Origin of the sequence: Zooshikella ganghwensis, assembly GCF_018263875.1 — a bacterium.
Taxonomy (GTDB): Bacteria; Pseudomonadota; Gammaproteobacteria; order Pseudomonadales; family Zooshikellaceae; genus Zooshikella; species Zooshikella ganghwensis.
The window spans coordinates 79,804-105,100 of the sequence record NZ_JAEVHG010000007.1 but is presented as its reverse complement, the minus strand read 5'-3'; the positions used below and the strand labels follow the sequence as shown (position 1 = coordinate 105,100).

Here is a 25,297-nt window from a genome sequence, read left to right as displayed (position 1 = left end):
ACATTCATCCCGCTCCAGACATTTACTACAGTTTTTTTACGGCTGGATAGACTACTCAGGAAATGATACTAGCTCATATTTAACTTCACCATTTGCATAAGTTAATTTATTCCATTTAATCCCCGCCTCATCAGTAAACTCAGCAATTTGTGGTGGCTTAACTTCAATATTTTCAAGCTTGTCACGCACCGCCTTAAGTTGTTGCTGCTCGGCAACAATATCCTCTCGGGTTATCTGGGCAGTACGTTGCCGGACAGTATTCAAGGCTAGTCTTACTTTTTCTTCCCGTGCCTGTCTTACCGCTTCAGGAATTAAATCCTGTGGAGACTCAGCAATACTTTCTTCGACCTCATCATTTAATACGTCAGATTGTGGCGCTTGTAGCGCATTTTTAGCGATTTCATCCAGTTCTTGCACTTGGTGATTATTGGCTGATGGCGACGCTATCATCGCCCCTTGTTCATTAGATGATGGCGAAGGCTGAGACTTAACACTTTGTAAACTAGATGGTTGAGAGTGAGCCTCGTCCTCCTGACCAGGCAAGAGCCATATAGTAGCTCCTGCCGCAATAACAACAACACTTAATAAAGCATACTTTTTTTTCACACTCATGGTTGTTCTACTCCAACAACTAAAGACGACTGATTACCAAGCGTCAGCTTGATCAACATTAATGGAGACTGCGCTTTACAATCAGTAAAACTAAATGGTTGAAATAAATCGTCAGTATTCACGACACAATAATCAGTAATATTTTTAATTTCCTGATCCACCAATGAAGTTTCACGTAAAAACTGCCAAAAGCTATCATGCTCTTTTTCAAAAGCAGAAATATTAGCGATACTCGTAAATTTACCCAACGTGGAGGTAAGTGTTTCTTTCAGAAGATTCAATGACTTTCTCACCCATAAACCCTGACTACCAAAGTAAAGGGATTCGAACGTTTTCGAAAAAACAAATAAATCAGCGGATGACACTCTGAAATCATTTTTACCTTTGAGTACTTTTTCCAGCACGAGCATCAGCCGCTCTTGGACAACAGGTGCCATTCTGTAATTATTATTGCTTAGCTCACAACGATCCTTTTTATAGGCCTGCAACATTTTATTAGCAATAGGTTGGTATTTCCCGAGTAGTGCTTTAATTACCTGCTCAACATCACCCGCATTAGCTACATACTCGTCACTGTCAATAATGGCTTTTTCTAGCTCAAAGGCATCATCTAAAACTGTTAAGCTTTTCATACATGCAACAGTCATTTGCATAAAATAAGGCAGAAAAATCGAATTATTTTCGCCGACCTGCGGTTGAACTTTAATATCCCAATAGTTATCAACAAAATCATCTACCACAACGCCTGGAAAATAATCTTCCAGATTAGATGATAAAAGTTGATAAAGTCGGTGGCTGATTTGAACAGGTTGCTTATTTTGATCGACAAGCGTCACAGCAACTTTAGGTGGAAAGTAAAGCACATCCGGATTTCTAGAAATTTCTACCGGCCGATTCCAAAACTCATAGTGCGTATCAGTTTCAGTCTGTCCATAGCTCCAACCGCTGTTCATTAACACCAATAGATAACTGACAATGAGTCCGATAACTCGATAAATTTTCATGTTTTACTAATCCCTCAGCATAAAAGCGCTGTCTTAACAAGCACTAGCCTTTCCCATAATAAGGTCAAACGTACCCTTTAATTAAAGGAGTACATATCCCCTCAGCGAAGGGTATATAATACAAAATTAAAAAAGGGGGAATCCTCCCCCTTTTTATTGCTGCTTATGCCCAAGGATCCTGAATCACACCATTTTCATCTGTTGTTTGATTTTGCTCATTTTGCTCAATCTGATCAGTACAGTCAGTGGTAAAGCTTTGATCCTGACAGGTTTGCTGTGTCCTACCTAAATCAGTATCAGCTTTATCATCATACTCAGCAGAAGGACAGGCAGACAAAAACTTATTACCAAAACCTTCAGACTTCCAGCATAGTGTTGGGTTTGCATCAAATGTAAAACGAACGTTTTGTACTGTATTAAACTCTTTTATAGTGGTTGAAAATTTCACCCGGTCATAATTAGACGTATCTTCAATACGTGTATGCCAATAGAAGTTTCTTGCGGCACCAACTACGAAGCTAACAGCAGTTCCCCAACCACGACCAAATGCGCGCGTCCAAGTAGTTAACGAATACCACTCCCAGCCATTATCCTGTTGAGACATGTTGGCATGGCGCTGTACTTCACTGGTTACATACTGCTGATAGCGGTCTTTTTCCTCTTTTGATTTAATGGCACGTTGATTTTTCAACTGCATGTAGTTTTTATACAAATAGTTGATGGTATGAAAAGCAGCAGAGTCTTTATCGCCCTGGCGAATTTGATAATCACATCCACCATCTTCAAGTGACGAGTATTTTATGCGGTTATAAACGTCGCCATCATAAATAACGCCACCATCTTTAACATCAGCGCGTCCTTCTGCTTGCCAACCTGTTTTAAAGTCACATGTTAAAGTACCATCAAAGTCGGGTTGCTTGAATTTAACATCCGCTTCAAAAACAACGGGGAAAATTTTCGCTCCCGTCTTAGCCAAAGCTGAATATGCACCTTGACTGGTTAAGTCAATAACGACATTACAGCTGCGTGTGTTACCACAACGACCATTAGAGCCACCATTCACCGCTAGATAAAAACGGGGGGCATTTGCCACTCCACTGCTGTTGGTCAGAGGATCATCTTCTGAGGCATCTACACGAGAGGTTAACGCAGCGGCTTTAGCGTATACAGCTGTTGTTGACAATGCTGATACTTTTACATCATTCCGAATTAAACGGTATACCCGGATATACTCCATTTCTTTTTGGTTATACCCCTGAGTAAAGACACCTTGCTGAACCCCAAACTGACCTTCGGCATTAGCTCTAGCCATCATGGATGTCATCGCTTGCAGAATTTTTTGCGACTCATTACTGTTAAATAAGCTCAGCTCTTCTGACGTTGCTTGTACACCAAGCATCGCCAAATCCATCCTTACCTGATTAGCAACTTCCTGGCGTAATGTATCGTACATTTCCTCCAGACCTTGTTGCCCTTGTTGCTGGCCTTGTTGTTGCTGATCTTTTAAGCCCGCAATTTGTTGTTTTAACTCTACAATAGCTTGCTTAATAATTTCAGCTTTAGATATTTCACTGTTTTCTATAGCTTTTTCATACATTTTCTCAAACGCTATGAGTGACTTTTCGTAACGTTGGATTTCTTGTTGGCGGGCAGTATATTCAACAAGGTTAAAGTTAAATGATCTTGCCGTTGTCTGTACACCAGCCATTAGCTTTAATGCATAATCAGCTATCTCAACGGCACCTGCTACTTGTTGATCTCTAGGGGCTTGAAAATAAGGTGGAATATAGTATTGCTTTTTAATTTGTTTATTTTCCATCTGTGCGATGGAGGTTGGGTTTTTATGGTCAGGAAAAACATCTAAACCTTTAACGAATTTTGCAAACTGCTGGAGTTCAGCTTCAGACGTAAAGTAATTAGATGCTTGGATTAAATCATCACCCGTAAGTGGTAAGCTAGTTGATGAGAGTAATGGTGCCGCGGATACCGCAGAACTCAATAAGGCGCCCCCAAGTCCTGCAATAATAGCGCGAGTAATTTTGTTCATGTTTCCTCCATTGAGCAGAGTATTTATTTTTTTAATGAGTGTTACCAAACCAATATGGTCCAATCCCTTGAGTTTTTTACTGCTCATATACAGCTTTTGCCGTATAACTACTCATACTATCTACTTTGTCATGCAAAGCTATACTAACGTTCAAGTCTTCATTTAAAAGTAGTTTCGACACTCGTCCACAGAAGTGTAAGTTACTTACTATATCCTTCGTTGTGGGTATACCTAAGTAACATACAGCCCTCAGGATTCAGCTTTTATCCTTTCCAATGAAGTCAATAGACCTTTATTGGTATCCCCCTAAGACCCGTTGTTATGAGTAAAAACACACAAAACATCACTCTATTCTTAACTACCTTGTTAACACCATAGAGGATATCTGGAGAATGAATAAAATTCACTTATTAAATTCGTAGCTTATTTATCAGTAAACGATTATATTTATTACGCTAGCCAAATTATAAATAATTGCTTTGTAGCTTTATGTGATCATAATTTATTACAATTCAGCACGCAACACCTTATTTGTTTCATCAATGCTTATTTTCTCTATTTTTTGATTATCAGCAAAACTTGCTCAGTCACTCTTTACTACACCAAAAATAAAGGTTTTTTACGCTATCTAACAGCACCTCTCTTTATAAGAGAGTGATTTAATACTTTTTAATTTAATAAGTTGGTTGGCAATGGTTTGAATTTTTATACACAATTATCCTGCTACTGTCTTACAAATGGCAATCTTATCTTACGCTTTTACCAAAATCACACTGACTAAAAGGGTACTTTACGCAACGAAGGCTGTTAACAACTATACTGGTAAGAAACTACTTTAAGGATACCCGCTAATGATTGATGCTGGTTCGCCCGTTGACCCACCTACACCTCGACCAATATCCAACATCAGCGCTACAGCTAAATTGCAGTTAAATGAAGAACAAATTGCTCAGCTCCGTACTTTATTAGCCACACAGACTGCAGCATCCTCCCCAAGTACAATATCAGCCCGCGTGCTTGCTTCTATTCCCCTTTTCCAATCATCTTCATTGACTGATCCTGACACATTACCGTCAATACCTAGAGGTGCCATCCCCATCAGTGAACCTGCAAATTACCTAATCACCCTTGAAGTAGCAGGAAAGCCGTTTAAATTAACATCCGCTTTTAATTATTTACCTGGACATATCCTTGGTCTGATACTCAAAGCGCCTGGTCAACAACCCGTAAAAGTTGTTCAGGATGAACTTTTTCAGCAACTCGTTCAGTCATTACAAACCAGTCAAAATACTGCACTGACAGCTAAAGTGATCGCTACGACAACGAAAGAAAGCTGGGTAGCAAACCACTCCCTGCCACTAGGGCAAGGCGGCCGTTATTATTCATTAATACAGCTTGCCAATCAGCAACAGCTCTGGCTTAACTCAGAACAGCCTTTAAAACTTTATAGTCAGCTCTTATTGCAATATCGTGAAGGGCGTATTCATACCCAATTAACTGCATTGGGTCCTTGGTATCAAGCTTTATTAAGTAATAATTTACAAACAGCACTGCGTACTTCAATGCCCTTAACACAGGCTTATTACTATTTACAACAAAGTAAGGTGGATTTACCTCAAGCTAAAGCAGCAACATCCTTCGCGCAATTGCCAACGACAGTGCAACAAGCTATCAATCAGTTATTACAACGTTTGCCTAGTGCAGCTCAATTACAGCAACCAGAGCAACTGACTCAATGGCTTCAACAAAGTGGTCTATTTATGGAGCAAAAATTATTGAATACACCACTTTCACAATATTCATCCTATTTACCACTCTTATCGCCTTCATTAAGCCATGACCTGAAAGCACTTTTATTACGCACAGCACAGCAACTGGTGAATCACTACCCACACCTTGCCAGCAATCTACTTTCGGCCTCGTCGATGCTGTCACACTCATCTCCCTATCAACCTACACTTGCTTACCTGTTACCCTGGCTCCCCCCCCGTAAAGAATTCAACACATTCAACATCGACCAATTATTTAAAATGCTGCAAGGCGCTCTTCTGAGAATACACTCAAGTCAGCTCATGTCACTTCATCAACAGCATACTGTTGGTCAAGATCCAACATTGTTAAATAGCTGGAACTTTGAATTGCCTATTTATCATAACCAACAGCTGGATCATGCCCATATCCATCTAGAGCAACGTGAACAACAAGGAAAAAATGGAACCAAGACGCCCAAATGGGATTTATTTTTAGCCTTAGACATTGATCCAATTGGCACACTCTATGTCCAGCTAACATTGCTTGAGCGAAAATTATCAGCCACATTTTGGGCAGAACATAGCCAGGTATTAAATAAGCTGACTGCTCAGCTTGATGACTTTAAAAAACGTTTAATGAAACAAGGAATAGAAGTCCAGGCTTTGAATGTTGCTCCAGGGGTTCCCCCGCAACAAAAAATTTCTATCCAACATCAGCTCGTAGACATAACAACGTAAAATGAAACAAACACCACCAACCACTAAACAAGCTATTGCACTTTTCTATGATGGCGAAACAGCCCCTAAACTCACTGCCAAGGGACACGATGCCATTGCTGAACAAATTATTGCTATTGCTCGCGAAGCCGGTATACCACTGTATGAAAATGCGGAGTTAACAAAGCTTTTAGCCACTCTTGACTTAGGCGAAGAAATACCAAAACTACTGTATATTACGATTGCAGAAATCATTGCCTTAGCCTATCGGTTGCAAAATAAATATCCCCCGGGTTGGACACCAGATACCGATAAACCTGAAAATGCATGATTGAAAAAATACTTGAAGGGATGACTAAATATTAATTAACGGGGTGAAACCTTGCCAATAACTCTACTTCTGCCTGAGTCAGTCCGCAGCTCGATGCAACCTCTTGAGTTGAAGCGCCCATTTCGAGTAATTTACTGGCTTGATTATAAGGCAGGCTACCTAAATCACGCTGTTCAAGAATTTCCTGTTTATCCACCAGGAGATACAATTTAGCTTCAACATCCTGTAAGTGTTTGCCAACGCCAATAGCTCCAGCCGCTACAGCTTTTAGGTCTTCCTGTAAACGCTGTAATTGCTGTTCACTTTGCTGCTGTTGTAAACGCCAACGATAAACAGCAAACATCATACTCAACTGTAACACGAGAATAACAAAAGCAATCCCTATCAGCGGCCATAACCAATCCATTATTAATACCCTTAGCGATGGGTAAGCCGCTAAAAGTCAGAAATCTCAGCCCACTCATCATCACTGAGTAGCTTATCCAACTCAACCAGAATTAACAGCTCCCCATTTTTATTGCACACCCCTTGTATGAACTTAGCACTTTCTTCATTACCAACATTAGGTGCTGTTTCTATTTCAGATTGACGTAAATAAACCACCTCTGCCACACTATCAACCATAATACCCACTACCTGCTTTTCAGCCTCAATAATCACAATTCGTGTATTATCAGTCACTTCACCAGGTGCAAGCCCAAAACGTAAACGGGTATCAATCACCGTCACCACATTACCCCGTAAATTAATTATGCCAAGGACAAACGGCGGTGCCCCTGGTACAGGCGCTATTTCAGTGTACCTAAGTACTTCTTGAACTTGCATTACATTAATACCGTAGGTTTCGTTTGCTAAGCGAAACGTCACCCACTGAAGAATAGGATCTTCAGCACTTTGATTAGCATGGGTTGAATGTGTCGTCATGGCACTACTCACTTTTTTGCTCCACAAAAGTCTCTTTGGGGCTCAATCAAAGTCACTTTTTAATTCCATAAAAGTCACTTTTTAATTTACGCAAGGCCAAAGTTTTCATCTTGCGTCGCCATTAAACATATTAAGTAAATTAACTATAATACATGGTCATCAAAGTGGTTAGTTCAAACTATAAGCAGTTGTTTTTGAAAGGACCTACAACAACTATGCTGTACGAGTGATCGTCATGCTTCCATAAAAAATTAACGATCGTCACACAGTATTATGAATTGGAATAGACTTGACTATTGAGTTGTAAGGCCAGTGCTTTGATATTTAATAGTGCACACATTTTGGCAATGACCGTACCTGCTAACCAGGGGCGCTTACCCTTCTGCTTTCGCCAGCGAATTTCATGCTTGGAGAGCAAAATAGATTCATGAACATTATCAACGGCCAACACCCATGATGAGTTTTCAATCACTAACAAGTAGTGAAAAGCCTTTTGCGCATCAACCTTATAACGCTCAGGCATTATACATTGTGCAGTATCAATCACGTTGAATGTCTGCTGCTGGTAATGAATAATACCTAAAAACCAAGAAGGCTTACCTACCAGCGTTGTTAACGGATAGTCGCGGACTGACAGCACAGTACCCAACTCGGTCAGAGGAACAGCCAGTCGCAATCCACCCACACTAAATAACAAACAGTCAAGCGTTTGATTTTCCTGCGCTTGCACAGCTTTTTCAGGTACTACGGGAACAGCCTTCTCTTCAGAGGTTTTCAGCTCCTCCGGAACACAAGCATCCCCTGTCTCTATTTGAGGTTCAAGCTTTATGAGTGACTCAGTGTCATGCTTTGTTTCAAGTTCAACAAGCCCTTCCCCCCAACTGACTTCCTGTAATAAATGATCCAAATAATCCTTAACTACATCCATCGATTTGGATGGGTTCTGGGTGTTTCTCTCCTGGCTCATTTCGCCTGGGTCCTTAATGGTGTAGCTCGCTGCTGCATGGCCAATAAGTCTTTCAATAAGTGACCATAGGCTTTTACACTCCGTGAGTTTTTGTCAAAAACTGAAGGAGGAATACCCGCCTGGCTTGCATCACGCAGACGCGTATCTACAGGAATATATGACTGCCAAATATGATCCATATGTTGTTTGCGCAATGCTAATAAACTTTGTACAGAGGCTTGTGTCCGGCGATCAAATAAAGTGGGAATAACTAAAAAAGGTAACGCTTTTTTCTGCGACTGACACACCATGCGCATGGTATGCAACATTCGCTCTAAGCCTTTTAGTGCAAGAAACTCGGTTTGCACAGGTAGCAGTAAGCGTTGGCTAGCGGCTAAGGCATTTACCATCAGCACCCCCAACTGTGGAGGCGTATCCAGTAATGCATAATCAAACTGGTCCCACAAGTGAATCAAGGCCCGAGATATCACCAAACCATAGCCACCCTGATTGGTTATTTGACGGTCTAACACTGCAAGTGATGTGGTTGCAGGCAGTAGCATCAAATTATGAAACCCAGTATCAACAACCAACTGACCAGGAAGGTAGTCAGGCACTTTGCCTTGATGACTAAATAAATCAAATAAACTATGTTCCAGCTGATCAGGATCATACTTAAAATAACAGGTAAGGGATGCATGCGGGTCCAGGTCTAACAACAATACGCGGTAATTTTGCTGGGCTAATAAACCTCCCAAGGCAACAACGGTCGTCGTTTTTCCTACGCCTCCTTTTTGATTTGAAATAGTCCAGATTCTCACACATCCCCCAGCGCTTTAATTTCCCGCCATGTGACGACTGAATTATTATTGCCTTAAACAGCAACAATTAAGCCAAAAGAGTTTTAAATTAATAGTTAGCACATGCTCATTGAAATTGCTTTTAAAATAATGTGCTTACTCTGCGTTTAACACCTCATTTATTCATGATTAAGGCGTAGCACCTGCAGCGTGAATACTTCGCCTGATGTCCAAATTTTTGGAAATAACCAAGACCACCCGCCGATTTTGACTCCTGCCCTCTGGTGTACTGTTGGTGGTAATCGGTTGGAACTGGCCATAACCAACGGCAGCCAATTGCCGGGGGTCAACGCCATAGCTCGCCAGCAACCGGACAATGGCTGCAGAACGTGCCGCCGATAACTCCCAGTTTGTTGGAAATTGGTTGGTATTAATGGGCATATTATCGGTAAATCCTTCAACATGGATTGGGTTTTTATAGTGGCGTAATATATCTGCCACTTTTTCCAACACCTTAAAGGCTTGATTGTTTGGTATCGAATCACCACTGGGAAATAACAGGCTGGATTTCATTTCAATTTCGACCCAAAGCTCGTTGCCAGCCACTGAAAGTAAATCATTACTGATGAGATCCTGAAATCGATCGTTCACTTGACTTTCAATTTCAACCAAAGGGTCTTTTTCCGGCTCCTGTGGTTTATTAATATCATCAATCGCCATGTCATGCTGGTTTGGTTCTTTCACAACAGCTTCGGGTTCTTTTGGTTGACGAGGTGTCAACTCGCCTATTTGAATGGGTTTTAAACTTCGCGCAGGCTCATTAAAGACACCATCTAGGGTTTCTGATAACAGCTTATATTTCCCTTCATTCACCGACGATATTGAATACATCACGACAAAAAAAGCGAAAAGCAAGGTAATAAAGTCCGCATACGACACCATCCAACGCTCTAAGTTTTCATGCTCTTCAATCATTCTACGCCGAGCCATTGTCATCACCTTGTGTTTAGAGAGCCACGTTCAAAGTTGACCAGTCTCCAGGTCAGACGATCCCCTTTATGCAAGAAAAAATAAGCTATTAGTTATTAGATAGGAGAGAGGGAAGAATGTTGTCAACTCACCTGCCCCAAGGTGGGTGTGGTAAAAGCAGAAATGCCTGACAACACATTGTGAAAAACATCAGTTGATAAAGCCTTGCAGTTTTAGCTCTATTGAACGGGGGTTTTCACCTTCAGCAATGGCCAATAAGCCTTCCACTAACATTTCTCGGTACTGTGACTGCCGATGAACATAGGTCTTCAGCTTATTGGCCATGGGTAGCAATAACAAGTTAGCCATCCCTACCCCATAAATCGTCGCCACAAACGCAGTCGCAATTCCAGCCCCAAGTTCCGAGGGGTCTGCCAAGTTGCCCATCACATGAATAAGCCCCATGACAGCACCAATAATACCAATGGTTGGTGCATACCCACCCATGGCCTCAAACACTTTAGCTGCTTGTAAATCACGAGCTTCAGCCACATACAACTCAACTTCAAGGATATTGCGCAACGCTTCAGGTTCATTACCATCAACGAGCAGTTGTAGACCTTTTCGAGCAAAGTGATCAGACTCAATATCCGCAATAGACTCAAGGCCCAAAAGCCCTTCCTTACGGGCTTTCAGGCTCCAGCCGACCACTTTAGCGATACCCCCTTCAATATCCAGCACAGGTGGCACGACAACCCATTGGATAATCGCTAGCGCTCGCTTAAAGTTTCGACCAGAAGACTGTACAAATGCAGCACCTATTGTGCCACCGATAACAATCACCGCCGCAGGGCCATTCAACAGCGCACTGATATGTCCGCCTTCAAGAAAGTTACCGCCAACAATGGCCAGCAAGCCTAGAACCAGGCCAACTAAGCTGAGCACATCCATGCTCAAATAGCCTCAACAAGCCGCCGGGGAATTTCATTGAGGTGAATGACTTCATCAGCCAGCCCAGCATTAACCACCGCCATCGGCATGCCGTAGATAACACAGCTCTCTTGGTTTTGTGCCCAAACATGTGAGCCAGCAGACTTGAGCATTTTAGCACCATCACGGCCATCAGCCCCCATGCCGGTCAGCACGACTGCTAACACTTTATTGCTAAATGCTTTCGCAGCAGAACCAAAGGTTACATCAACGCTTGGCTTATAGTTCATCCTGGCGTCGCCCTCTATCACACGCACAATGCCTCCTTGTCGAGCATCTACCATTAATTGTTTGCCTCCTGGCGCAAGCAATGCGTGACCTGGCTTCAAAGGGTCATTGTCCTTAGCCTCACTGACACGAACCTGGCATATCCGGTTTAAGCGCTCTGCAAATGCATTGGTAAATGTGCCAGGCATGTGTTGGACCAACAAAATAGGCACCGGAAAATTACTGGGTAATGAGGTAAGAATGGTTTGTAAAGCAACCGGCCCGCCAGTAGATGTGCCTAAGATTAATAACCGGTGCTTAGCCACACCCCGGCTATAAACCTGAACAGTTGGCTTTTCAGGCGCCGAGGTAACAGGTCGTGCTGCAGGCTTAGCTGCAGGTTCAGCTTTTCGTGCTGTTGTCCGATAGCGACTTCTTGCAACTGCCTTGACTTGGTCAGTAAGTACTTTTTTTAACTTGGCTGGGTTGCGGGAAATGTCCTCAAAGCTTTTGGGTAAGAAGTCAACAGCTCCTGCTTCTAGCGCATCCAGTGTCACTTTTGCCCCTTCGTGTGTGAGCGAAGAAAACATTAAAACAGGCGTTGGTTTCGTTGCCATGATTTGCTTTAGGGCCGAAATACCATCCATGACTGGCATCTCATAGTCCATGGTAATGACGTCAGGACTTAGCTCCTTAGTCTTCTCAATCGCTTCTCGACCATTTTGCGCAGTGCCCACCACCTCAAGCAATGGATCACTACTCAATAATTCAGTCAACCGCCGCCGAAAAAAACCCGAGTCATCTACTATTAATACCTTTATTGCCACCAGGCATCTCCCGCTTAGTAAGCACCCATAAATACGTTAATATACGTGTAATCTGCATCCCCTTTACAGCAAGTACGGTGATTACTCTTTGCAAGTAATGGTTATAAACCGGTGTCTTTGCTGATAATTAATCACCTGGCCAGACCTTAACCGACAACAGAAGACTGTTTTCGTGCGTATCGTTTCAGCAAGCTAGGCACATCGAGAATCAAGGCAATTCGGCCATCACCGGTAATCGTCGCTCCTGACATACCCGGCGTGCCTTGCAATAAGGCACCAAGCGGCTTGATCACGACTTCTTCTTGCCCAATCAGCTGATCAACAACAAAACCTACCCGTTGCGTACCTACCGACACAATCACAACATGGGATTCATCCACTGGCTTTGAATCATTATGGCCTGCCACCAACCAGCGTTTTAAATGGAATAAAGGCAATGCCTTATCACGAACAATCACAACTTCCTGCCCATCCACCACATTAGTACGTGATAAATCCAGGTGAAAAATTTCATTGACACTCACCAATGGTAAAGCAAATGCCTGTTTTTCCAGTACCACCATCAATGTCGGCATAATCGCCAACGTCAACGGTACTTTAATAATGATGCGTGAACCCTTGCCTTTTTCAGACTCAATGTTGATGGTGCCATTGAGCTGGGAAATTTTTGTCTTAACCACATCCATGCCCACACCACGTCCAGAAACATCTGAAATTTCCTGTTTAGTGGAAAAACCGGGCATAAAAATCAGATTAAAGCATTCCGTATCAGACAGCCGATCAGCCGTATCCTGGTCATACAATCCCCGCTCCACAGCTTTAGCTCTTAGCCTGTCTGGATCCATACCCGCCCCATCGTCAGCAATAGAAAGCAGGATATGATCACCTTCCTGCTGAGCCGCCAACATGACATTACCTTGGCGGTTTTTACCGCCTTGTTCTCGCTCCTGAGGGCTTTCAATCCCATGGTCCACAGCATTACGCACCAAGTGCACTAAAGGGTCCGCCAACGCTTCAACCAGGTTTTTATCCAGATCTGTTTCTTCCCCTTCCATCTGTAAATTGATTTCTTTTTTTAAGCTTCTTGCTAAATCACGCACCACCCGTGGAAAACGCCCAAATACTTTTTTAATAGGCTGCATCCGCGTTTTCATGACAGATAGCTGTAAGTCTGCAGTAACCACATCCAAATTGGATACCGCTTTTGACAGAGCCTCATCACTACTTCGATCGCCCAGCCGAACTAGCCGGTTACGAACCAGTACTAGCTCGCCCACCATATTCATGATGTCATCCAAGCGAGCGGTATCGACACGCACAGTGGTTTCAGCTGGGGGATTCGCATCCTTAACGGGTGGTTTGGGTGCTACTGCAGGTTTGGCAGCCGCTGGTGCAGGGGCTGGTTTTTGTGGTGTGGGTTTGGCCGGTGCTGCAGGTTTACTTGGTGCACCACCTTGAGCACTGTGCTTTAACTCTTTTAACAGTTCATCAAAGTCAGCCTCAGGTACCTGTTCACCTGCAGGTGGTTGTGCTGGCGGCTCTTCTGCCTTAGCCCCATGAAACTGCCCTTTACCATGCAGCTCATCTAACAGAGATTCGAATTCATCATCGGTAATTTCATCCCCAGCAGGTGGCTTGACCTGTTTTTTTTCAGGCTCTTTTTTAACAGCTTCTGCAGGCTCAGCCGCTTTTGGGGCTTCTGCACTGGGTTCCGCAGGTGTTGCCTCTTCAGCAGTTCCACCAACGGTTTTTTTCCCATGTAACTGATCGAGTAAAGCCTCAAACTCATCATCGGTTATTTCATCCGTGTCACTGCCTGTGACACCTCCGGCAGGAGGTGGTGCTGAAACCTCTGCTTTTGGGGCCTCCCCTTTTGCCTGCTCTTCTTTATCCTGATCAGCAATGGCATCAAGCAGCTGCTCAAACTCTTCATCCGTGATTTCGTCTTCTGACCCTTTAGCTTCATCTCCACTGGGTTTAGCAGCTGCTGGTGGTTTCTCAGCCGCAGGCTCTGCAGCTTGTTCTGGAGGTGTGGGAGTTGGTTCTTCAACCGCAGGTTCTGGTGCCTCAGCCTCTTCAGCGGCACCCTCTGGCGCAGCAAACCTGGTCAGGGCTTCAATGAGCTCCCTGTCCGCAGCCTCAGGTTCCTGTCGGTCGCGAACCTGACTAAACATTTCATTCACTTTGTCTAACGCTTGCAGAACAACATCCATCAGTTCGGGCGTTACAGCGCGCTGCCCATTCCGTAATGTATCAAACACATTCTCAGCAACATGACAGCATTCAACCAGCGCATTGAGCTGGAGAAAACCTGCCCCACCTTTAACCGTGTGAAAGCCTCTGAAGATTGCATTCAGTAAATCTTTATCATCTGGACGGTTTTCAAGATCAACTAACTGCTCAGATAACAGCTCCAAGATTTCCCCAGCTTCGACAAGAAAGTCTTGTAGAATCTCTTCATCAGCATCAAAACTCATGAAATAACTCCCCTAGAACCCCAAGCTGGATAATAGGTCATCAACCTCATCCTGACCTGATACCACATCAGTACGTTCTTCTGCACGCATCTGAGGCCCTTCGGCAACGGTTTTATCTTTTTCCTTCGTCTCAAAGCGATGTTCAATGCCTGTTATCGTATCGAGCTGTCCTGCCATACGCACTAAATTAACCAGGCTTTCTTCAACTTCAGCTACCAAATCCACGACTTTTTTAATGACCTGGCCCGTTAAGTCCTGAAAGTCCTGAGCCAAAATAATTTCGTTTAAATTGCTATACAGTGTATTTGCTTTTCCTTCAGTGGAGTCTAAAAACACTTCAATATGTTGGTACAACTCGCGAAATTCCGTAGGCTTCATCTGTCGCTTACGTAACTTTTGCCAGCTTTCACGCAAATTTTTCGATTGTTCAGCAATATCACCCGCAATAGGTACACTGGCATCCACCAGATCCATGGTGCGATTCGCCGCTTTTTCAGTCATTTTGGTGACATAGTTTAAACGCTCAGAGGCGTCCGCCATGCTGGAAATTTGTTCTTTATCTTCTCCAGAAAAGCCTGCTTCCAAATGAAAGTTCATAATCGCTTCATGCAAGGCTCTGGTTAAACGGCCAATCTCTTTATAAAGACTTTTATCGCGTACCTCATTAATTTCGTGAATTACCTGAATGGCATCTTTTAAATTACCTTTTTCCAAATACTCCACCATTTGGTGGGCGCGGCTTTTTAAGTCTTTTTCAAGCTCTGCTGGTGTGAGCCCTTCAGTGTATTTATCTAATAACGACATATCAGCCTCTTAACCACCCGCTTCCACACGCTCAAATATTTTTTCAATTTTTTCTTTCAATACTTGAGCAGTAAAAGGCTTGACTACATAGCCATTAACGCCAGCTTGTGCAGCCTCAACAATTTGGTCTCGTTTTGCTTCAGCCGTTACCATTAAAACCGGTAAAGAAGCGAGCTTAGGATCAGCACGAACGGCTTTTAATAAGTCAATTCCCGTCATACCCGGCATATTCCAGTCCGTCACTAAAAAATCAAAGCCACCACTTTTCAACATTGGAAGTGCTGTTTGACCGTCATCCGCTTCTGCCGTGTTGGTAAACCCCAAGTCTCGCAGTAGGTTTTTAATGATTCGCCTCATGGTGGAAAAGTCATCCACAATAAGGATCTTCATATTTTTATCCAAGGCGACCTCCCTCATGATGCACAGATGCTGCCTTTTTACATCTACTACAAGTCTAGTAGGTGATTATTGGCATGCCAGTTTATTCGATTTATGTTTAGAAAGTGTTCAAAACATTTTCATTACGCAATAACACTTTATAGCCAGAAACAAGGACTAAATCATGACCTTTAAAAGACTGGGATAATTATTCAATAATACTCAATCAATTTTTTTTGTATTAACCTGACGTGTCTTAGACTACATCTACTGTGGTTGAATGGTGTTAGAACATAAAGATTATGATTTTATTAAAGACTGAGATTATTCGGGCTGCCAGTCAGCTAACCGAGCACGAAGTCGCATAGCGGCTTGTGAATGAATTTGACTCACTCGAGACTCACTTACCCCTAACACCTGCCCAATTTCTTTAAGGTTTAGCTCTTCATCGTAATAAAGTGCCAGCACCAGTTGCTCTCTTTCTGGCAACATTTGTATTGCCTGCGCTAAATCATGCCGCAGTTTTTTCTGCTGGAGTTCATCTGGTGGTTTATCGCTTGTGTGTTCGCTGGCTAATGATGCTTGTGATGTATCCCCAGCCGCGGTCAGCTCCTCAAATGAAAACAATCGACTACCTGATAAATCACTCAACATGGCATAGTAGTCATCCAGTGAAAGGGAAAGTGCTTCTGCTATTTCCTGATCCTTGGCGTCACGGCCATACTTTGCTTCGATCTGTTGAATAGCCTCAGCAATTCGTCGACTATTTCGATGCACAGAGCGCGGCACCCAATCCCCTTTGCGGATTTCATCGACAATACTGCCTCGGATACGAATGGTGGCATAGGTTTCAAATGAGGCCCCTTTACTCGCATCATATTTTCGCGCAGCCTCTAGCAGCCCGATCATTCCTGCTTGAATCAGGTCATCCAACTGTACGCTGGCAGGAAGTCGGGCAGCAGTATGTAAGGCGATTCGTTTAACAAGTCCGGCATAACGCTGGACAAGTTGCTGTCCTTGCTGCCCACTTACCTGGGAATATAGTCCAACACCTTGCATTGATTTCATCAACAACGTCCGACTTCACAGGACACCAAGGTTTCCACAAAAAATTCCAAATGCCCTCGAGGTGAGGCTGGTAAGGGAAAGTTATCAATCTTCTGCGCCAGCGCTCGTATCGCTATTGCCGCTTTTGCCCGAGGATAACACTCCAATAAGGGGCGTTGCCGCTGCACCGCTTTACGTAAGGCGTCATCAAAAGGAATAGCCCCTAAATACTGCATGGTGACATCCAAAAAGCGCTCGGTGACATTGGTCAGCTTATTAAAAAGTTGCTGACCCTCCTGCTGACTTCGCACCATATTGGCAATAACCCGATAACGCATGACCTGGTGATCTCGATGGAGCAACTTAATCAGCGCATAGGCATCAGTAATGGAGGTTGGCTCATTGGTGACAACGATCAGCACTTCTTGGCTGGCAATTACAAAGCTAACCACTGAGCTGGAAATCCCCGCAGCGGTATCAATCATTAACACATCCAGTTGGTCATTAAGATCACTGAAGGCACTAATTAACCCTGCATGCTGCTGCAAGGATAGCTGTGTCATCGCCTGTGTTCCGGAGGATGCGGGGATAATTTTTATACCGCCAGGCCCGTGTAAAAGAATATCCCGTAACTCACACTTACCTGCCAACACGTCCGCGATGGTGTGTTTTGGTGACAAGCCCAGCAAGACATCAATATTAGCGAGCCCCAAATCAGCATCAAGCAGCATGACGCGACGCCCCATTTCTGCCAGAGCAATACTCAGGTTAAGCGCCACATTGGTCTTGCCTACACCTCCTTTACCTCCGGTTACAGCGAGTACCTGAACTGGATGTTTAATTCCCATCGTGTTGTTTACTCAGACAACAAACATAATAATTTGTAATTACCCAACAGCACACTCATTAAACAGTGAGTGTCCTGCTATAGTCCATTCCTGTTGTACAAGCCATGCGGCATCATCTTCAGCCAGTGCTCCCGATATTGCTACCGCTCGACTCAACAACGTATGACTGCGCGCTAGGGCAATATCTTCAGGAATACGCTGTCCATCGGCATAATAAGAAACCGCAAGCTGGGCAGCCATCACCATATCCAAAGACTCGCCTAGATTATGTGTTTCATCCACTTTCGTCAGAATCGTACCCACTGTTTGTGCTGTCGAGTAAGTATCGATTGCTTGCTCAAGTACTGCACGTTGGCTGGTAGTAGCCAACACCAGAAAATTCCGAACCATTGGCCGTACTTGATCAAGTAAATTTAATTGTAGCTGCAAATTATCATCCTGCGGATGCAGACCCGCCGTATCAATTAAAATCAATGATTTACTACGAAAGGCGTCCAATGCCTGTTGTAAGCCTGACAAATCATTCACCACACGGATTGGCACATTTAAAATGCGGCCAAGGGTTTTTAACTGATCACAGGCGCCTATACGGAAAGTATCTAAGGTAATCAACCCCAGTGACTCGGTGCCATGCTGCAAGGCATAACGAGCAGCCAGTTTGCCCACGGTGGTGGTTTTACCACTGCCAGTGGTCCCAAGCAGTGCAAAAACTCCTCCACTGTCGACTAAATCTCGCTTAGTGGTATTCAGCAAACGGCTAAGCTGGCCCAATACATGTCGCCATGCCACTTTTACAGCACTATCGGCTGGAATGTTTTGCACAATCGCATGGCTTCGCTGTGGTGACAGGCCCATCCCCACTAGGCGCCGCCAGACCATTGCGGCAACGGGGTTAAGCTGACAAAAATCGCCCCAGGCTTTTTGCCCCATCTGCTGCTGTAGCAACATCCTCATACCATGCAACTCTTGCTGTAAATTGGTCAGCAGCCCAGGTGCTGTATCACCTACTTGCTCATGTTGTTGTTTTTGGGAATCACCTAAGGCTTGTTTTTGCTGCCACTGAATTTCTTGATAAGGTTTATCCTGTTGAGATTTATGGCTTTGTACATCCTGATAAGCATTGGTGCTAGGCCTTGCCTTCGTTTGCGGAGTGTTGAGCTTATGCGATTTAGTCGGTACCGTTTTGTTTTTTTTGGTATCCCGCAAACGGCTCTCTTGTTTGTAATGCGCTAAATCGACAAGGGATTGTTGAGGTGCTTGCCGCCTAGCCAACGGCTCTGACTGCATTTGCTGATTAACCTGATGTCCTTGCCAGTGAAACTCATCGTCCTGAGCGAAGGCATGATTTTGCTTATATGCGGCTGTTGAGTCTTTTTTCTGGGTATCTGAACGGTGGCGAGATGCAGCTGAAGCCTGCGAGGGAATTGTTGGTGCATCCCTGGCAACGACGAGTTCAACCCCACCCGCTACCCGCCGTTGTTCAAGAATGGTGGCATCAGCACCTAACTCCTGTTTAACCAGCTTAAGTGCTTGGCGCATATCCGCAGCAAAGTAGCGTTTAATATTCATAAGCTCTTCCTATGCCGTGCCTTATCTCAGTTACTGCCAACAACTACTCATGCTGGCCCACACTGGCGACAATAGTCACTTCTTTATTGTCTGGAATCTCTTGATAAGCCAATACATGCAGGCTGGGTATACCAAATCGAGCGAACCTGGCTAACATAGGCCGAATCGGTCCCGCTACCAGCAGCACTGCCGGCTGACCTGCCATTTCCTGCCGGGACACTGCCTCTTGCAGTGAGCGCTGTAAACGTTCAGCCAAACTAGGCTCAATGACAAAGCCATCTTCCACACTCATTCCAGATTGCTTAGCCTGCTGAGCAGATTGCAGCAACATTTGTTCCAACTGAGGCTCAAGTGTGATGACGGGAATCTTATCTGATGTACCTACAATACTTTGCACAATGGAGCGCGCTAGTGCCGTTCGCACTGAAGCAGTTAAAGTGGCGGGATCTTGACTCTTTGCCCCTATTTCAGCCAGCGCTTCTGCGATGGTGCGAATATCCCTTACCGGAATGCGCTCAATCAGTAAGCTTTGCAACACTTTGAGTAAAGTACTATGCGAAACTTTACTGGGTAGCTCTTCAGCCAGTTTCGGTGATTGACGCCCCAATAGCTCCAGCAACCGTTGCACCTCATCATGACCTATCAATTCATGGGCATGTTTAAACAGCACTTGGTTTAGGTGAGTGGCCACCACAGTTGACGCATCAACAACGGTGTAGCCTAACGTTTGAGCCTGATCTTTTAGCCCTGGCTCAATCCACACGGCATCAAGACCAAATGCCGGATCTTTGGCAGCAATTCCTTCCAAAGAGCCAAATACCTGTCCTGGGTTAATTGCCAGCTCCCGCTCAGGATGAACCTCGGCCTCACTGATGGTCACCCCCATTAAGGTAATCCGATACACATTGGGTAATAAATCAAGGTTGTCACGGATATGGACTGAAGGAAGGAGAAACCCCAGCTCCTGAGAGAGCTTTTTGCGAACGCCTTTGATCCGACTGAGTAATTCGCCACCCTGCGCTTTATCCACCAGGGGTATTAATCGATAGCCCACTTCCAGTCCAACCATATCAACTGGTGTGACATCATCCCAGCCTAACTCCTTGGTTTCGATAGGTGCAGGTCCTGCTTGGGCGGCAGCCCCGGTCGGCACAACCTGGCCACCCGCTGCAGGCTGTACGGCTTTGCTGGGTTCGGCTGTTGTCGTAGCGCTGATTTTTTGACGATGGTAAATCAACCAGGCTCCCATTGCCGCTAGTCCCCCCAACCCCAAAAATGCAACATGTGGCATACCGGGAATAGACCCCATCACCATTAATATTGCTGCTGCAACGCCGATGGCTTTGGGTGATGAGAACATCTGCTGACGTACCTGATGCCCCATATCCTTGGCATCAGAAACACGGGTCACCATAATCGCTGCTGCGGTGGAGAGTAGCAAAGAGGGAATTTGCGCTACCAGACCATCACCAATAGTCAGTAGAGAGTAATTCTGCAATGCGGTTTGAAAGGGTAGCTGATGCTGAGCCATACCAATGGATAACCCGCCAATGATATTGATGGCTAGAATTAACAACCCTGCCACTGCATCGCCCCGCACAAACTTGCTGGCACCATCCATGGAGCCATAAAAGTCAGCCTCTTGCCCTACTTCTGCACGTCTAGAACGAGCCTGATCCTGATTGATCAGGCCGGCATTTAAGTCGGCATCAATCGCCATCTGCTTCCCAGGCATCGCATCCAAGGTAAACCGCGCAGATACTTCAGATATTCGGCCTGCGCCCTTCGTCACTACCACAAAGTTGATAATGATGAGAATAACGAAAACCACCAGCCCCACCACATAGTTGCCGCCAATAACCACTTCACCAAATGCTTCAATGACTTTACCTGCAGCATCCCCTCCCGTGTGCCCTCGCAATAAAACGACACGGGTTGACGCCACATTCAGCGCCAGCCGTAATAATGTTGCTACCAGCAAAATAGTGGGAAAGACCGCAAAATCCAGCGGCCGCAGACTATAAACACACACCAGCAAAACAACCAGTGCCAGAGTAATGTTAAAGGTGAATAGAACATCCAGTAGAAAAGGCGGGACGGGAAGCGTCATCATGGCTAAGATCGCCATTAATAACACGGGCACCCCTAAGTTACCTTGACCAAGGCCTTTTAGCGTATTCACTACCATAGAACGGTCTGCCACTCAGCCTGCTCCCTGTCATTAAGGAATGTTGATCATCAACCTGTGCCTTATCAGCTTTCAAAGCATTTGCAAAAACCTTTCCCACCTTTGTATCTTAGGAAAAGCTCCCTTCCGCTCTAAGCCTTGAGGAAAATCTGTGCAAAAAAATTGGTTTAGCTTCTTTGAACACGCAATCTCACTGCCATTTAATTGTCGCGACGAAACTCTTCAGGTATAGGGTAATCTTTTGGGGGGCGCGGCTTCTGACCAGTACGTTTTTGCTTGAGCTGATACACGTAAGCCAACACCTGGGCAACCGCAATGTATAAACCACTGGGTATCTGTTGGTTTAGCTCAGTACTATGGTAAATAGCCCGGCTAAGTGGTGGAGCTTCTAGAATAGGCACCTCAGAAGCCACAGCAATTTCTCTGATTTTTAGTGCAATAAAATCGACGCCTTTAGCAATAACATAGGGTGCATCTGCTTTATCAGGGTCATACTTGAGTGCTACTGAATAGTGCTCCGGGTTAGTGATCACCACATCGGCTTTTGGCACTTCGGCCATCATTCGACGCTCTGCCATCTCCCGTTGCAATTGCCGGATACGGCTTTTAACTTCAGGCTTACCTTCAGTATCTTTGAACTCATCCCGGAGTTCTTGTTTGGTCATTTTTAGTTTTTTACGGGTATCCCAGATTTGAAACGGCACATCTATGGCCGCAATCAGTACCAAGCTGATACTCAGTAAAATAGCTGCCCAACCAATCAGCCATAAACTGGAAATAATGGCGTTATCAATAGATGCTCGACCTAGCTGCAATATTTGATTCTGCTCCCACAGTAATATCCCTATTGCAAAGCAGGCTACAACCACTACTTTGGCAATCGCCTTCAACAACTCAACTAAAGACCGAGCAGAGAACATGCGCTTTAAGCCAGCTAGTGGACTGATACGATTCAACTTAGGCTGAATGAGTTTGCCACTGAAAACCCAGCCACCAAGTAAAATTGGAGCCAAAATACCTGCTAACATCAACGCTAAAATTAACGGAAAAATCGCAAAAATAGCATCATTCAGCGAAGCACCTAAGAACTGCAGCATCGTAGCGGTATCAAATATTTTTTCTCGTTCTATATTAAAGTTCAGCCGCATAATCATAATTAGGTGACGCGCCAAAAATCCTGCTGACAGCACCAAACTCACTGAAGCGATGAGTAAAAGCGCCATAGTGCTTAGTTCTTTTGAGCGAGGAACCTGACCTTCTTTTTTAGCATCTTGCAGTCGTTTCTGGGTCGGTTCCTCGGTTTTTTCCTGACTGGAATCTTTTTCCTCAGCCATAGGCTATTCCGTGATTAATCCACGATTGAACACCTCAGCGTACATTATGCTACTGAGTCACTAAGTCTCTTAAAAAAAGTAATGCCTGCTCACTAAACGTTAAATATTGATCTAAAAACCCCGTCACCGTTATCCAAACAATAAACAGGCCAAACATTAATGCCATTGGAAATCCCAATGAAAAAATATTCAGCTGGGGCGCAGCCTTCGTCATCACCCCAAAGGTTAAATTAACAATCAGTAATGCAGTCATACCTGGTATGGCAATTAACATTGCACTGGAAAAAATCCAACTGAACCAAAGCACCAATCGCTCGATACTCCCTTCCGGTAACAAAAACCCTTCACTGACTGGCAGTGTATGAAAGCTTTCAACTAACACTTCAATAACCACAAGATGGCCATTAACCGCTAAAAACAGCAAAGTCGTCATCACCAAATAAAACTGCCCCAGTACAGTGACGGTAACCCCATTAGCCGGGTCATTCATCGACGCAAAGCCCAACCCCATCTGCATAGCAATCATTTGACCTGCCATAGCAAACAAATGAAAAAAAACCTGCAATGCAAATCCCATTAACGTACCAATCAACACCTGCTGCAGGTTAATCAGCCAAGCACTTAAGGAAAAAGGATCAACTTTCGGCATATCAGGTAGCATAGGCATTAACATGATAGTAACCGCTAAGGCCATCGCTAAACGCACACGGGCAGGCACCATTTGCGCACCAATGATAGGCATTACCATAAATAATGAGCTGATGCGAAATAGTGGCCAGAGAAAAGGGGTAATCCAGGTACTAATATCCTCAGCAGGCACTTGCAACATAGGGTTAACCAATGAGCCCTGGAATATTCAACATAAGGTTGTTAAAAAAATCCATTAGCTGACCTAGTAACCAAGGTCCTGTGACCATAATGGTCAGTAGTGTCACCAATAACCTTGGTAAGAAGCTTAATGTCTGTTCGTTAATTTGAGTCGCTGCCTGTAACGTACTGACAATCAAACCAATGATTAAGCTAGGCGTTACAATAACCGCCACCATTTGCACAATAAGAAACAAAGCATCTCGAAAAATATCAATTACCACTTCGGGTGTCATTTTTGATTCCTCTAAATGCCTTGCTTTACCGACAACGACAATATCTCAACGGCGAGCGGTTTATGCGTAAAATAGCTTATGCGCAAGACCACTAGGTTACGCCAAAACTCGTCGCTAATGTCCCCACAATCATGGCCCATCCATCAACCATCACAAATAACATAATTTTAAAGGGCAATGACACAATTAACGGTGATAACATCATCATCCCCATTGCCATTAAGACACTAGCCACCACTAAGTCAATAATTAAAAAAGGAATAAATAATAAAAACCCTATTTGAAAGGCTGTTTTTAATTCACTGGTTACAAAAGCAGGAATCAATATATTAAGTGGCACATCATCGACTGACTGAATATCTCCAACGTCAGCAATACGTACAAATAAATTAAGGTCCGTTTCTCGCGTCTGGGCTAACATAAACTCCCGAAAGGGTCCTACAGCAATTTTTAAAGCGTCTTGCGCAGGAACTTTTTCAGCTAAGTAGGGTTGTACTGCTTGTTCATTTACCTTATTTAATACGGGAGACATAATAAAAAACGTTAAGAACAGTGCCATACCCAATAATATTTGATTTGAGGGTGTTTGTTGTAAACCCAGCGCCTGTCGTAATATTGAAAAAACAATAATGATGCGCGCAAATGATGTCATCATAATCACAATAGCTGGCAAAAAAGACAGCAATGTCATTAGTGCCAACACTTGAATTGTCACAGAATACTCTTGTCCAGCAGGCGTATCAGTTACAGTTAAAATTGGAATTGTGGTAGGGGGAGCCGCACTGGCATAGGGTACAATCACTAACAACAATATCACTAGCAGTGTATTGTAAGGTAAGTTACTTACTATTCGGCTCAGTGGACTCATGTGTCCTCTTTGCTTAATAAATGCTAATTATTTAATTTAAAAAAAACACTCACAACACCTAACACAAGAGGTGTTTTTATACATTATCAGCTATTTTATTTAGTAATAATTAACTCAATGTCGCTGCTTAATCATTTCCATTAAGCGCTTTGAGAAATCATTATTCGCTTCTTGTTTCGTGGTGACGATTGGTTGATCAAATACATGAATCGTATTCATGCCGGCAGGCGAGATACCCAATAAAATTTGTTTATCGCCTATCTGCACTAACACTAACCGTTCTTTGCTACCAACAGACATGACAGCGAGATTTTTGATGACCGGGCTAGTCATCGGTTTGATGGCCCCAGTACGTTTAACCACCCAGGCAGCTGCAAAGATCACTAACAACACTACCGTTAACGCCAGTATAACTTGAATCAACATTCCCCAGGCTGTGGGTGGTGTTGTGGGCGCAGCCCAAATGCCTGACGAGTAAGTACAACACATTAAATAAAAAAAACTACGACGACGCATGCTCAATATTCTCTTAGTTAAACGAATAGAATCGGTTATA

Annotated in this window: 24 protein-coding genes; 2 read left to right on the top strand and 22 right to left on the bottom strand. The window is 44.1% G+C overall.

The window, feature by feature from the left end:
• Window positions 1-51 precede the first annotated feature (51 nt).
• The 3 genes from KHS79_RS12110 to KHS79_RS12100 all read right to left on the bottom strand — a co-directional run bounded on the left by KHS79_RS12110 (window position 52) and on the right by KHS79_RS12100 (window position 3,663).
• On the bottom strand, window positions 52-612 hold the full coding sequence (locus KHS79_RS12110) for a hypothetical protein (protein ID WP_212719252.1): 561 nt from the start codon (window positions 610-612) through the stop codon (window positions 52-54).
• On the bottom strand, window positions 609-1,616 hold the full coding sequence (locus tag KHS79_RS12105; RefSeq protein WP_212719250.1) for a hypothetical protein: 1,008 nt from the start codon (window positions 1,614-1,616) through the stop codon (window positions 609-611). Before KHS79_RS12105 ends, KHS79_RS12110 begins: the two co-directional genes overlap by 4 nt.
• 163 nt (window positions 1,617-1,779) lie before the next feature.
• Entirely contained in the window at window positions 1,780-3,663 is a 1,884-nt protein-coding gene (locus tag KHS79_RS12100; RefSeq protein WP_157365435.1) for a hypothetical protein, read from the bottom strand.
• Between the two features lie 851 nt (window positions 3,664-4,514).
• On the opposite strand from KHS79_RS12100, the gene fliK reads away from it, so the two are divergent.
• Both fliK and KHS79_RS12090 read left to right on the top strand, forming a co-directional pair.
• Window positions 4,515-6,152 (top strand): flagellar hook-length control protein FliK, encoded by a 1,638-nt coding sequence (fliK, locus tag KHS79_RS12095; protein ID WP_212719248.1) that lies wholly within the window; start codon window positions 4,515-4,517, stop codon window positions 6,150-6,152.
• A gap of 1 nt (window position 6,153) precedes the next feature.
• Complete coding sequence (locus KHS79_RS12090; RefSeq protein ID WP_027708166.1) at window positions 6,154-6,462, top strand: EscU/YscU/HrcU family type III secretion system export apparatus switch protein; 309 nt, start codon at window positions 6,154-6,156, stop codon at window positions 6,460-6,462.
• Window positions 6,463-6,493: 31 nt separating this feature from the next.
• Here KHS79_RS12090 and KHS79_RS12085 read toward each other — a convergent pair whose 3' ends face one another.
• The 19 genes from KHS79_RS12085 to fliO form a co-directional block, all read right to left on the bottom strand.
• Window positions 6,494-6,868 carry a DUF2802 domain-containing protein gene (locus tag KHS79_RS12085; RefSeq protein ID WP_212719246.1) on the bottom strand — a complete coding sequence of 125 codons (375 nt, stop codon included), beginning with the start codon at window positions 6,866-6,868 and terminating at the stop codon, window positions 6,494-6,496.
• A gap of 29 nt (window positions 6,869-6,897) precedes the next feature.
• A complete protein-coding gene (locus KHS79_RS12080; protein ID WP_027708164.1) occupies window positions 6,898-7,386 on the bottom strand; it encodes a chemotaxis protein CheW in 489 nt (162 codons plus the stop codon).
• 271 nt (window positions 7,387-7,657) lie between these two features.
• Window positions 7,658-8,353: a chemotaxis protein CheW gene (locus tag KHS79_RS12075; protein ID WP_212719244.1), complete on the bottom strand. Its 696-nt coding sequence runs from the start codon at window positions 8,351-8,353 to the stop codon at window positions 7,658-7,660.
• Window positions 8,350-9,153, bottom strand: a complete 804-nt coding sequence (locus KHS79_RS12070; protein WP_094786905.1) for a ParA family protein — start codon at window positions 9,151-9,153, stop codon at window positions 8,350-8,352. The genes KHS79_RS12075 and KHS79_RS12070 overlap by 4 nt, the downstream gene beginning before the upstream one ends.
• Window positions 9,154-9,321: 168 nt before the next feature.
• Window positions 9,322-10,122 carry a flagellar motor protein MotD gene (motD, locus tag KHS79_RS12065; RefSeq protein WP_212719242.1) on the bottom strand — a complete coding sequence of 267 codons (801 nt, stop codon included), beginning with the start codon at window positions 10,120-10,122 and terminating at the stop codon, window positions 9,322-9,324.
• Between the two features lie 189 nt (window positions 10,123-10,311).
• Window positions 10,312-11,052, bottom strand: a complete 741-nt coding sequence (locus KHS79_RS12060; RefSeq protein ID WP_212719239.1) for a flagellar motor protein — start codon at window positions 11,050-11,052, stop codon at window positions 10,312-10,314.
• 2 nt (window positions 11,053-11,054) lie between these two features.
• On the bottom strand, window positions 11,055-12,125 hold the full coding sequence (locus KHS79_RS12055; RefSeq protein WP_212719236.1) for a protein-glutamate methylesterase/protein-glutamine glutaminase: 1,071 nt from the start codon (window positions 12,123-12,125) through the stop codon (window positions 11,055-11,057).
• Between the two features lie 146 nt (window positions 12,126-12,271).
• Window positions 12,272-14,602 (bottom strand): chemotaxis protein CheA, encoded by a 2,331-nt coding sequence (locus KHS79_RS12050; RefSeq protein WP_212719233.1) that lies wholly within the window; start codon window positions 14,600-14,602, stop codon window positions 12,272-12,274.
• A 12-nt stretch (window positions 14,603-14,614) separates the two neighbouring features.
• Window positions 14,615-15,406 carry a protein phosphatase CheZ gene (locus tag KHS79_RS12045; RefSeq protein WP_212719230.1) on the bottom strand — a complete coding sequence of 264 codons (792 nt, stop codon included), beginning with the start codon at window positions 15,404-15,406 and terminating at the stop codon, window positions 14,615-14,617.
• Window positions 15,407-15,415: 9 nt separating this feature from the next.
• Window positions 15,416-15,796, bottom strand: a complete 381-nt coding sequence (locus KHS79_RS12040) for a chemotaxis response regulator CheY (protein WP_456156799.1) — start codon at window positions 15,794-15,796, stop codon at window positions 15,416-15,418.
• A gap of 312 nt (window positions 15,797-16,108) precedes the next feature.
• On the bottom strand, window positions 16,109-16,852 hold the full coding sequence (locus KHS79_RS12035) for an RNA polymerase sigma factor FliA (protein ID WP_094786902.1): 744 nt from the start codon (window positions 16,850-16,852) through the stop codon (window positions 16,109-16,111).
• The gene (locus KHS79_RS12030) at window positions 16,852-17,679 is read right to left on the bottom strand and encodes a MinD/ParA family protein (protein WP_027708156.1); all 828 of its coding nucleotides are present in this window, start codon (window positions 17,677-17,679) and stop codon (window positions 16,852-16,854) included. The genes KHS79_RS12035 and KHS79_RS12030 overlap by 1 nt, the downstream gene beginning before the upstream one ends.
• A 39-nt stretch (window positions 17,680-17,718) precedes the next feature.
• Window positions 17,719-19,248: a flagellar biosynthesis protein FlhF gene (gene flhF, locus KHS79_RS12025; protein ID WP_212719226.1), complete on the bottom strand. Its 1,530-nt coding sequence runs from the start codon at window positions 19,246-19,248 to the stop codon at window positions 17,719-17,721.
• A gap of 43 nt (window positions 19,249-19,291) precedes the next feature.
• Window positions 19,292-21,436 (bottom strand): flagellar biosynthesis protein FlhA, encoded by a 2,145-nt coding sequence (gene flhA / locus KHS79_RS12020; RefSeq protein WP_094789381.1) that lies wholly within the window; start codon window positions 21,434-21,436, stop codon window positions 19,292-19,294.
• A gap of 200 nt (window positions 21,437-21,636) precedes the next feature.
• Window positions 21,637-22,770, bottom strand: coding sequence for a flagellar biosynthesis protein FlhB (gene flhB / locus KHS79_RS12015; protein ID WP_212719223.1), 1,134 nt, complete (start codon window positions 22,768-22,770; stop codon window positions 21,637-21,639).
• A 49-nt stretch (window positions 22,771-22,819) separates the two neighbouring features.
• On the bottom strand, window positions 22,820-23,599 hold the full coding sequence (gene fliR, locus KHS79_RS12010) for a flagellar biosynthetic protein FliR (protein ID WP_027708152.1): 780 nt from the start codon (window positions 23,597-23,599) through the stop codon (window positions 22,820-22,822).
• 4 nt (window positions 23,600-23,603) lie between these two features.
• A complete protein-coding gene (fliQ, locus tag KHS79_RS12005; RefSeq protein WP_027708151.1) occupies window positions 23,604-23,873 on the bottom strand; it encodes a flagellar biosynthesis protein FliQ in 270 nt (89 codons plus the stop codon).
• Between the two features lie 91 nt (window positions 23,874-23,964).
• A complete protein-coding gene (fliP, locus tag KHS79_RS12000; RefSeq protein ID WP_051311339.1) occupies window positions 23,965-24,741 on the bottom strand; it encodes a flagellar type III secretion system pore protein FliP in 777 nt (258 codons plus the stop codon).
• Between the two features lie 114 nt (window positions 24,742-24,855).
• Complete coding sequence (gene fliO / locus KHS79_RS11995; RefSeq protein WP_212719221.1) at window positions 24,856-25,257, bottom strand: flagellar biosynthetic protein FliO; 402 nt, start codon at window positions 25,255-25,257, stop codon at window positions 24,856-24,858.
• Window positions 25,258-25,297 lie beyond the last annotated feature (40 nt).

Coding starts and splice junctions, on each gene's coding strand:
- KHS79_RS12090 (WP_027708166.1), top strand. CDS start 6,154: ATGAAACAAACACCACCAACCACTAAACAAGCTATTGCACTTTTCTAT.
- KHS79_RS12040 (WP_456156799.1), bottom strand. CDS start 15,796: ATGAAGATCCTTATTGTGGATGACTTTTCCACCATGAGGCGAATCATT.
- KHS79_RS12050 (WP_212719233.1), bottom strand. CDS start 14,602: ATGAGTTTTGATGCTGATGAAGAGATTCTACAAGACTTTCTTGTCGAA.
- KHS79_RS12075 (WP_212719244.1), bottom strand. CDS start 8,353: ATGAGCCAGGAGAGAAACACCCAGAACCCATCCAAATCGATGGATGTA.
- KHS79_RS12080 (WP_027708164.1), bottom strand. CDS start 7,386: ATGACGACACATTCAACCCATGCTAATCAAAGTGCTGAAGATCCTATT.
- flhF (WP_212719226.1), bottom strand. CDS start 19,248: ATGAATATTAAACGCTACTTTGCTGCGGATATGCGCCAAGCACTTAAG.
- KHS79_RS12110 (WP_212719252.1), bottom strand. CDS start 612: ATGAGTGTGAAAAAAAAGTATGCTTTATTAAGTGTTGTTGTTATTGCG.
- fliQ (WP_027708151.1), bottom strand. CDS start 23,873: ATGACACCCGAAGTGGTAATTGATATTTTTCGAGATGCTTTGTTTCTT.
- fliO (WP_212719221.1), bottom strand. CDS start 25,257: ATGCGTCGTCGTAGTTTTTTTTATTTAATGTGTTGTACTTACTCGTCA.
- flhB (WP_212719223.1), bottom strand. CDS start 22,770: ATGGCTGAGGAAAAAGATTCCAGTCAGGAAAAAACCGAGGAACCGACC.
- KHS79_RS12060 (WP_212719239.1), bottom strand. CDS start 11,052: ATGGATGTGCTCAGCTTAGTTGGCCTGGTTCTAGGCTTGCTGGCCATT.
- KHS79_RS12035 (WP_094786902.1), bottom strand. CDS start 16,852: ATGAAATCAATGCAAGGTGTTGGACTATATTCCCAGGTAAGTGGGCAG.
- KHS79_RS12100 (WP_157365435.1), bottom strand. CDS start 3,663: ATGAACAAAATTACTCGCGCTATTATTGCAGGACTTGGGGGCGCCTTA.
- fliR (WP_027708152.1), bottom strand. CDS start 23,599: ATGTTGCAAGTGCCTGCTGAGGATATTAGTACCTGGATTACCCCTTTT.
- KHS79_RS12105 (WP_212719250.1), bottom strand. CDS start 1,616: ATGAAAATTTATCGAGTTATCGGACTCATTGTCAGTTATCTATTGGTG.
- fliP (WP_051311339.1), bottom strand. CDS start 24,741: ATGAGTCCACTGAGCCGAATAGTAAGTAACTTACCTTACAATACACTG.
- KHS79_RS12045 (WP_212719230.1), bottom strand. CDS start 15,406: ATGTCGTTATTAGATAAATACACTGAAGGGCTCACACCAGCAGAGCTT.
- fliK (WP_212719248.1), top strand. CDS start 4,515: ATGATTGATGCTGGTTCGCCCGTTGACCCACCTACACCTCGACCAATA.
- KHS79_RS12030 (WP_027708156.1), bottom strand. CDS start 17,679: ATGGGAATTAAACATCCAGTTCAGGTACTCGCTGTAACCGGAGGTAAA.
- KHS79_RS12085 (WP_212719246.1), bottom strand. CDS start 6,868: ATGGATTGGTTATGGCCGCTGATAGGGATTGCTTTTGTTATTCTCGTG.
- flhA (WP_094789381.1), bottom strand. CDS start 21,436: ATGGTAGTGAATACGCTAAAAGGCCTTGGTCAAGGTAACTTAGGGGTG.
- motD (WP_212719242.1), bottom strand. CDS start 10,122: ATGGCTCGGCGTAGAATGATTGAAGAGCATGAAAACTTAGAGCGTTGG.